General features: G+C 32.2%; 7 protein-coding genes. All 7 read left to right on the top strand.

What is annotated here, in order from left to right; all coding sequences use genetic code 11:
• The first annotated feature begins 303 nt into the window (after positions 1 to 303).
• The 7 genes from K4Z77_RS03020 to K4Z77_RS02990 all read left to right on the top strand — a co-directional run bounded on the left by K4Z77_RS03020 (position 304) and on the right by K4Z77_RS02990 (position 8,122).
• Complete coding sequence (locus tag K4Z77_RS03020; protein ID WP_224218399.1) at positions 304 to 1,704, top strand: bifunctional Cof-type HAD-IIB family hydrolase/peptidylprolyl isomerase; 1,401 nt, start codon at positions 304 to 306, stop codon at positions 1,702 to 1,704.
• A 1-nt stretch (position 1,705) separates the two neighbouring features.
• On the top strand, positions 1,706 to 2,068 hold the full coding sequence (locus K4Z77_RS03015; RefSeq protein WP_033677723.1) for a S1 RNA-binding domain-containing protein: 363 nt from the start codon (positions 1,706 to 1,708) through the stop codon (positions 2,066 to 2,068).
• A 52-nt stretch (positions 2,069 to 2,120) separates the two neighbouring features.
• Positions 2,121 to 2,870: a tRNA1(Val) (adenine(37)-N6)-methyltransferase gene (locus K4Z77_RS03010; protein WP_224218398.1), complete on the top strand. Its 750-nt coding sequence runs from the start codon at positions 2,121 to 2,123 to the stop codon at positions 2,868 to 2,870.
• Positions 2,860 to 3,132 carry a GIY-YIG nuclease family protein gene (locus tag K4Z77_RS03005; RefSeq protein WP_224218397.1) on the top strand — a complete coding sequence of 91 codons (273 nt, stop codon included), beginning with the start codon at positions 2,860 to 2,862 and terminating at the stop codon, positions 3,130 to 3,132. The genes K4Z77_RS03010 and K4Z77_RS03005 overlap by 11 nt, the downstream gene beginning before the upstream one ends.
• Before the next feature lie 199 nt (positions 3,133 to 3,331).
• Positions 3,332 to 4,207, top strand: coding sequence for an Rgg/GadR/MutR family transcriptional regulator (locus tag K4Z77_RS03000; protein WP_224218396.1), 876 nt, complete (start codon positions 3,332 to 3,334; stop codon positions 4,205 to 4,207).
• Positions 4,208 to 4,581: 374 nt separating this feature from the next.
• Entirely contained in the window at positions 4,582 to 6,915 is a 2,334-nt protein-coding gene (locus K4Z77_RS02995; RefSeq protein ID WP_224218395.1) for a ThiF family adenylyltransferase, read from the top strand.
• Positions 6,893 to 8,122, top strand: a complete 1,230-nt coding sequence (locus tag K4Z77_RS02990) for an MFS transporter (RefSeq protein ID WP_224218394.1) — start codon at positions 6,893 to 6,895, stop codon at positions 8,120 to 8,122. The genes K4Z77_RS02995 and K4Z77_RS02990 overlap by 23 nt, the downstream gene beginning before the upstream one ends.
• Positions 8,123 to 8,154 lie beyond the last annotated feature (32 nt).

Below are 8,154 nucleotides of genomic sequence, written 5' to 3'. Positions count from 1 at the left end.
TACAAACTAGAATAAGGACTGACATCCATAGTTAACTGATTATCAAGCATCATTTCACCTCATCTCTAGTATAACAAAAAAGCCATCAATTTGATGACTTTTTCAGTAGGCTCAAGACCCGGTTGGGTCTTTTTTTCACGAGTTCTGGAATGAGAAGTCGAGTTGAATTTGGCTGGACTTTTTCATAAACAATTATTTTCTTCTTATCCAAGGACTTACAATAAAACTGGAAACTTTTTGAAAATAGGGGATTTAGCTACTTTATGGTATAATGGAAAGAGTTAGATTGAAAGAGGTAGTGAGATGGATGCCAAATTAAGATACAAGGCAAAGAAGATCAAGATTGTCTTTTTTGATATTGATGATACCTTGCGAAATTCCAAGACTGGTTTTATTCCGTCTTCAATCCCAACTGTTTTTAAGCAATTACGTGAGAAAGGAATTTTGACAGGTATTGCTTCTGGACGAGGGATTTTTGGTGTCGTTCCAGAGATTCGTGAACTCAAGCCTGACTTTTTTGTAACCCTGAATGGGGCTTATATCGAAGATAAAAAAGGTCAGGTCATTTATCAACATCAGATTGAGAAGTTAGATGTTGAGGAGTATATCTCTTGGGCCAAGCAAGAGGAAATAGAGTATGGCTTGGTTGGGAGTCATGATGCCAAGTTGTCTACTCGCACCGATATGATTAGTGAGGCTATCAATCCAATTTATCCCGATTTGGATGTAGATCCTGATTTCTATGAAAAAGAAGATATCTATCAGATGTGGACTTTTGAAGATAAAGGAGATGACTTGCACTTGCCTGACAGTCTCTCAGATAAACTTCGCATGGTTCGTTGGCATGAGCATTCGTCTGATATTGTGCCGATTTCAGGCTCCAAAGCGACGGGTGTGGAAAAGGTTGTGGAACACCTTGGCTTGAAACCAGAGAACGTCATGGTTTTTGGAGATGGCCTCAACGACTTAGAACTCTTTGATTATGCTGGAATCAGCGTTGCCATGGGAATTTCTCATGATAACATCAAAGAAAAAGCAGATTATATTACAAAAACATTGGAAGAAGATGGCATTTTTGATGCCTTAGAAGGATTTGGTATGGTAGAAAAAGAATTGCATTTCCCACAAGTAGACATTGAAACAGTAGAAGGTCCTATCGCGACTATTAAGACCAATCACGGAGATTTGCGTATTAAGCTCTTCCCTGAACATGCTCCTAAAACAGTGGCTAACTTTGTAGCTCTTTCAAAAGATGGTTACTATGATGGTGTCATTTTCCATCGTATTATCAAGGATTTTATGATTCAAGGTGGAGACCCAACTGGTACTGGTATGGGTGGCGAGTCAATCTACGGCGAATCATTTGAGGATGAATTCTCAGAAGAACTTTACAATATCCGTGGTGCTCTTTCCATGGCCAATGCTGGTCCAAATACCAACGGCAGCCAGTTCTTTATCGTGCAAAATCAACACCTGCCTTATTCTAAGAAAGAAATTGCTCGTGGTGGTTGGCCAGAACCGATCGCAGAAATCTATGCCAACCAAGGTGGGACACCTCACCTAGACCGTCGTCATACTGTTTTTGGTCAGCTAGCTGATGAAGCTTCTTACGATGTCTTGGATACCATTGCTGCTGTTGAGACAGGGGCTATGGACAAGCCAGTTGAAGATGTCGTGATTGAAACAATTGAAATCGAGGCCTAAGATGAAAATCGGTGATAAGCTAAAGGGCCGTATTACAGGGATTCAGCCCTACGGTGCCTTTGTTGAGCTAGAGACGGGTGATACGGGGCTGATTCACATTTCAGAGATTCGAACAGGATTTATTGAAAATATTCATGACGCCTTGAAAGTCGATGAAGAAGTTCAGGTTCAGGTAGTGGATTTAGATGAATTTACAGGGAAAGCCAGTCTTTCTATCCGCACCTTGGAGGAAGAAAAACACCAGTTTCCGAGACGGAGACGCTTTTCAAGCGACCGTTTTAACTACGGCTTCGCACCTCTCAAACGAATGATGCCAATTTGGACCAAGGAAGCCCTTCAACATTTGAAGAAGCAGAAGAATTAGTTAGAAATCTGTATTCTTTGTAATGTTAATATAAATTTGCTATAATAAGAACATGGAAGAAGAACAATTATTAAAATCAGGGGAGCGTATTAACCAGCTCTTTTCGACAGATATTAAAATCATTCAAAATAGAGAGGTTTTTAGCTATTCGGTGGATAGTGTTCTCTTGTCACGATTTCCACGTTTCCCTAAGAAGGGCTTAATAGTGGATTTTTGTGCTGGGAATGGTGCAGTGGGGCTATTTGCTAGCACTCGTACTCAGGCACAGATTTTGGCTGTTGAGATTCAGGAGCGTTTGGCAGATATGGCTGAACGCTCTGTCCGTTTGAATGGTTTGGAGGATCAGATGGAGGTTATCTGTGATGATTTGAAAAATATGCCTTCTCGTATACAAGGAAGTAAGGTGGATATGATTTTGTGTAATCCGCCCTATTTCAAGGTAAATCCTCATTCCAATCTGAACGAGAGTGAACATTATCTCTTGGCGCGCCACGAAATCACGACCAACTTGCAGGAAATCTGTCGCAGTGCCCAGAGTATTCTCAAATCTAATGGGCGTTTGGCTATGGTTCATCGTCCTGATCGACTTTTAGATATCTTGGACAGCTTACAACGGCATAATCTAGCTCCTAAGCGCCTGCAGTTTGTTTATCCAAAGCGGGAAAAAGAAGCCAATATGCTTTTGATTGAGGCTATCAAGGATGGCTCAACAAGCGGTTTTAAGGTCTTGCCACCTCTCATTGTCCACAATGATGATGGCTCTTATACGCCGGAACTCGAAGAGATTTATTATGGATCATAAGGCTTATATGTATGTGCTGGAGTGTCGTGATGGATCTTACTATACAGGCTATACGACTGATGTGAGAAGACGCCTCGCTGTCCACAATAGTGGGAAGGGAGCCAAATACACACGAGCACGCTTGCCAGTCAAACTCATCTATGCTCAAGGTTTTGCCAGTAAGGAAGAAGCCATGTCGGCAGAAGCCCTTCTCAAGCGTAAGAAACGACCGCAGAAAGTCAGATATATAAATGAAAATCGAGAGAAAAATTTATTAAGGTAGTTTTAGATTGAAGAGGATAAAAAATATCAATATTGTAAAAATATAAACACTTTAAAAATTATCGGGTTCCTATAATACAAAACTAAAAATCGGTAATGGATATCCATCTTAAAATTTTAGATATGATCATAAATAATAGACTTTTTAGGGATGAAAATAATATTTTGTGAGACGGAGTTTGTCAAGGAGGAATAATGACATGGATTCTAATGAATTATTAAAATTAGGTGAATTCTATAAGGAGTTGAGAATTGCTAGAAAAGTTAAACAAAAGGATGTTGCAAAAAATAAATTATCAGTTTCTCAATTATCAAAATTTGAATCTGGACAAACTATGCTTTCTGCTGATAAGATGTTAGAAGTAATTGAAGGTATTAATTTAACATTTTCAGAATTTGGATTTGCTCTTAGAAATTATAAACCTACTCAACATCAGTTACTTATGAATAAAATTTCGAAGCTATCAGTAGAAAATGATAAACAATCATTGCTTGAGTTGCTTGACAAATACAAAGAAAGTCAATTTTTATATGATAAATTAAATACTTTGGTGATAAAAAATGCTATTCATCTAATTGATAGGGATTTCACTTTATCTCTAGATGATAGCAAATTTTTATCGAATTATTTATTTGATATTGAAGATTGGACTGCTTATGAAATCCATCTTTTTGGGAATACTATGCCTTTCCTATCTGATACAGATTTGTTATTTTTAGGAAAAGAACTGGTATCACGCTCAGAAATTTATAGTCCCTTGTTAGATTTTAGAAAGGCTTTAAAGTATACATATTTAAACTTAATTTCTGAGTTAGTAGAACGGAGATTAACAACTCATTTCAACTTTTTTGTCAATCAGTTAAGAATGATCCTTGATGTATTTGATACGTTTGAAATAATTTTGTTAAATTTTTTGGTATTAGTATACTCCTACTTAATAGAAAACAGAGTTAATCTTGAAGAAGTTAAGCAATATATTTTAAAAGTTTCTAAAATAGAACAACCGGAGCTCTCTAATATATTAGAGCAGAGACTATTACAATATTTAAGAACTAACCAAAAGGGGGAAAGATAATAATATCTATTACCGCCACGGCTTGTATAGAGAGAAAAATGGCTATTATTTTTTTCATGCTGTATCCTCCTAATCTATAGTTTGACTGTTATACTAACATAGAATTGTATCGATTTAACAAAATTGAAGATATGAAATTTTTTTATAAATTAATTTCATATCTTCAATTTTTTAATTTTGTGATAAAAGTAAGTTATAATTGATATATCATAACGAAAGGAGAACAGGCATATGTTTATCGAAGATATCGAAGTAGAAGAACAAGTATGTAATGGCGGTTGCTTTATTGCTTGTTAATCTAAGAACAAGAAAAAGTGGTATATAGCTATGACCACTTTTTCTTAATTTTCGCATATGTGTTCAGTTGATTTAAAATGAAATATATACTAAAATCTGGAAGAGGTTTCGTCAAGCGAGAAAAAGATATAATTATGTATCCTGCATGTAAAGGGGGAGAGAAAGTGATTCATTCTCCTTGTATAAAAGAATTGTGGGAGGAAATGAAATATTTAGATAAAAATTTTTCGTATAATAACATTGATATATATAACCTTCTGAAAGAAAACTCTCTTGTTTTTGAAATTAATGAAGATGAATGGGATGATTATCAACGATTATCTAGGAATGTACAATTTTTATCATTACATAACGATAGTGAACCTAATTTACAGTATAAATCTATAATTGATAAGAAAATATTAATAATTGGTCTTGGAACTGTCGGGGCACCTCTTGTTTATGAATTAGATAAATTTGGTTTTAAAAATATTGTAGTTATTGATGGTGATCGTGTTGAATTAAAGAATATTACTGCGCAACTAGGGTATTCTACATCTGATGTAGGACAATTAAAAACTAAGGCAATTCGAGAAAAAATTAGTAGTATAAAAGAAACGATTGATGATTATCTTTCGGTTGATAATATTGAAACAATTTTGTATGATATAAAACCAGATATTATATTTAGTTGTGCTGATGATTCAACTGGTAATTTAATAAAATTATTAATCTCTAAAATATCTAAATATAATTATACTCTGTTTTTGACAGGATATTCTCAAGAAGAATTAATTGTATATCATATAACTAAAGAGAATCAACAAGTATTTTTGAGTTATTTTAATGAACAACCTTATCTCTTGGAAACACAGTTTATATCCCATAATACAGGAACGATAGCAAAAGGGCTCATGAGTGCATCTTTAGCCTTTAATACCCTCATTAAAAGTTTTTATCTTAAAGTTGATGACATATTATTTTTTAATTTTAGATTAAACACTATCTATACTCAAAATTTGAGATATTTAAATCTTAATGAATTTGAAAAAAGATATATATTTAGGAATATAGAACAAGAAATATTGAAGATAGAGTATATTTTACAGCATACAACAGATTTCGATAAAGAAGAAATAATAAAAAGAGTCTTCGAGTTTAATTACTATACATATCTGACTTTCTGTACAGATATTACTAATCAAAATTATAAATATCTCAATAATCATCTAGATTTTCTTTTTAATAGAATTTATGGAGATTCTATTGAAGACCACTTTAGATCGGAAATTCTGCAACTAGAAACATTAAAAGCTGATTACTATAAGAAAAATGGGATTCCAATTGTAAATTACTCTAAGTTTAGACGTAATATCCCTATATTCGATGATATTTTATTGGATTATAAAAATTTTGTCTTCTCTCCTAAATTCAAAGATGTATATAACAGTCTCTTAGATAAGAGAAAAATATTTATAGAAAATATATCACGGCAATTAAAAACACGATACGGTTTCGACTTTATTGAGTTAATTTCTAAAAATATTAGAGTTTCTATTAATACTAAGAATCTTGATAAATATGATTTTTTGGAATTTGAATTTTTAGAATCGGAAAAGATAGTAGCTACTGATGCTTTTGAGATGATTTTAAGAGCTATAGACAATAAAGAATTTTTCAATTTTGTTGAAAATTATCGTAACAATGGATTTATCGATTGTGAAAAAAGAGCAGGTAAAACTCATAAGAATTTTACTCTCTATAACCCATATACAAAGACATCGAAAATAATAATGACATATCAAGAAAATTTTATGGGGGTAATGAGATTATCCCATGAGCTGATGCATGCATATTCTTATGATTTGTTTAAAGAACGATTACATTTAGATGTATTATATAAAATTCCTAAAAGCTTTTGGGAAATTTTTGCAAAATTAGGTGAGTTATTTGTTGCCGATAGTCAGGGAAAATTATCAGTATTTTTTAGAAAATCTTTTTACCAATATGTATTTTGTCAAATTGATTATAACGTTTTGAGTTTAAGTAAAAATTCTTCTATAGAGGATATTTTGAAGATTAAGTCAGAGTTTTTTAACTCAATTGGTTTACTTCCAGAATTACTAGAATACACACAGTACAACTTCATTGACTATAGCATGCTGTATTCAAAGCATTTTTATGCTTATGATGCAGTGTTTTCGGATATTATTGCTTTAGGTATTTATAAATATTCTAAAAAACTTAATTATTCATTTGGAGAAATAATTTCTATTATAGCGTCCATTTCAACATTCACTATTGACTCAATAAAGAATGAGTTTAATATAGAAATTGAGAGTTTAATAGAATCCTATGTATCTGAAATAAATAATTTTTTAAATAATTCTTTTTTGGAGGAAATGAAAGATGAATATTTTAAGGGAAAATAAATCTTTTAGAGCTTTAGCTATATCTGCATTTTTTAATAAATTGGGTTCATCTATGTATAATTTAGTTTTTGTATCTTTTGCTGCTACTATGCCTAATAACAAATTAGCTGTAGCTATTGCTAATATTATTGTCTTAATTCCTGTATTTTTTACATTATTTATAGGAATTAAGGCTGATGAGACAAAATTAAAAAGGAGGTGGTTGATTTTACTGGGATTTGTTCAATCTATTTTGTTCATATTAGTTGGATTATTGACTCAGACTACAACTTGGTTGGCATTTTCTATAATATGTTTAATTAATATAGTCTCAGATATTATTAGTGACTATAGAGGTGGGCTAGAGCTCCCTATTTTTCAACATACAGTTAAACAAGAAAATCTAATAGAAGCGCATTCTGTAAATCAGTTTATCTCATATGTTTGTAATTTTTCTGGTCAAGCCTTAGGCGTATATGTGTTGACAATTTCAAATGATAATTTTGGCCTTGTCGCAATTTTTAATGCTTTATCGTTCTTTGCATCATCATTTATACTAATTAAATACAAAAAGTTTTTATTGCACACTAATGTGGAGATATATCAAAAATCATTTGTTTTAAAAATTAAAGAAACTTATTTAGGTTTAAAAGAAGTTTTTCAAAAGTCTGAAAAGACAAGTTTCACATTAATGTTACTATCTATTTTACTTATTAATGCTTTAGGTAGTGGTTTTTCAGCTATATATAATATATCTTTTTTAAAAGTACCTCTTTTTGGATTAACATTTAGTCAGTCAGTATTTATATTACAGGTTATAATGATACTTTTTAGTATTATAGGAACCATAAGTCCTCATGATTATTTTTCAAAATTACGTCTCATTTCAATAATATTTTTAGATTCAATTATCATTTTTGCTATATCTCTGAATAATAGTCTTGATGGGCCCCAAGTTTTATCTATGCTTGGACTAGCGTTTTTATTTTACTTGAGCGGCAAAATTAATCCCAAAATAAATAGTCTCTTGATGTCTTCACTTCCTAGCGATCTTTTAGCAAGAAGTGGTGCATTGTTATCTTTGCTTTTCATGTTGGCTATGCCAATTGGAAATATTATTTTTACTATTTTTAGTTTGTTTGCTATTCAATCAGCTTGGCTTTTATACTCAATCTGCGCTTTTGTAGTTTTATTATTAACATTTAAATTGACTAATGAGAAAAAATAGATTTACTCCTTACTTATTAGATTTCAAATTCG

Source organism: Streptococcus mitis subsp. hohhotensis (genome assembly GCF_020089495.2).
Lineage (GTDB): Bacteria > Bacillota > Bacilli > Lactobacillales > Streptococcaceae > Streptococcus > Streptococcus hohhotensis.
The sequence above is the reverse complement of the archived record's forward strand: the minus strand, read 5'-3'. Positions and strand labels throughout refer to the sequence as shown.

Bases quoted from the DNA above. Each gene is read 5' to 3' on its own strand.
- K4Z77_RS03015 (WP_033677723.1), top strand. From the start codon at position 1,706: ATGAAAATCGGTGATAAGCTAAAGGGCCGTATTACAGGGATTCAGCCC.
- K4Z77_RS03005 (WP_224218397.1), top strand. From the start codon at position 2,860: ATGGATCATAAGGCTTATATGTATGTGCTGGAGTGTCGTGATGGATCT.
- K4Z77_RS02990 (WP_224218394.1), top strand. From the start codon at position 6,893: ATGAATATTTTAAGGGAAAATAAATCTTTTAGAGCTTTAGCTATATCT.
- K4Z77_RS03020 (WP_224218399.1), top strand. From the start codon at position 304: ATGGATGCCAAATTAAGATACAAGGCAAAGAAGATCAAGATTGTCTTT.
- K4Z77_RS03000 (WP_224218396.1), top strand. From the start codon at position 3,332: ATGGATTCTAATGAATTATTAAAATTAGGTGAATTCTATAAGGAGTTG.
- K4Z77_RS02995 (WP_224218395.1), top strand. From the start codon at position 4,582: ATGAAATATATACTAAAATCTGGAAGAGGTTTCGTCAAGCGAGAAAAA.
- K4Z77_RS03010 (WP_224218398.1), top strand. From the start codon at position 2,121: ATGGAAGAAGAACAATTATTAAAATCAGGGGAGCGTATTAACCAGCTC.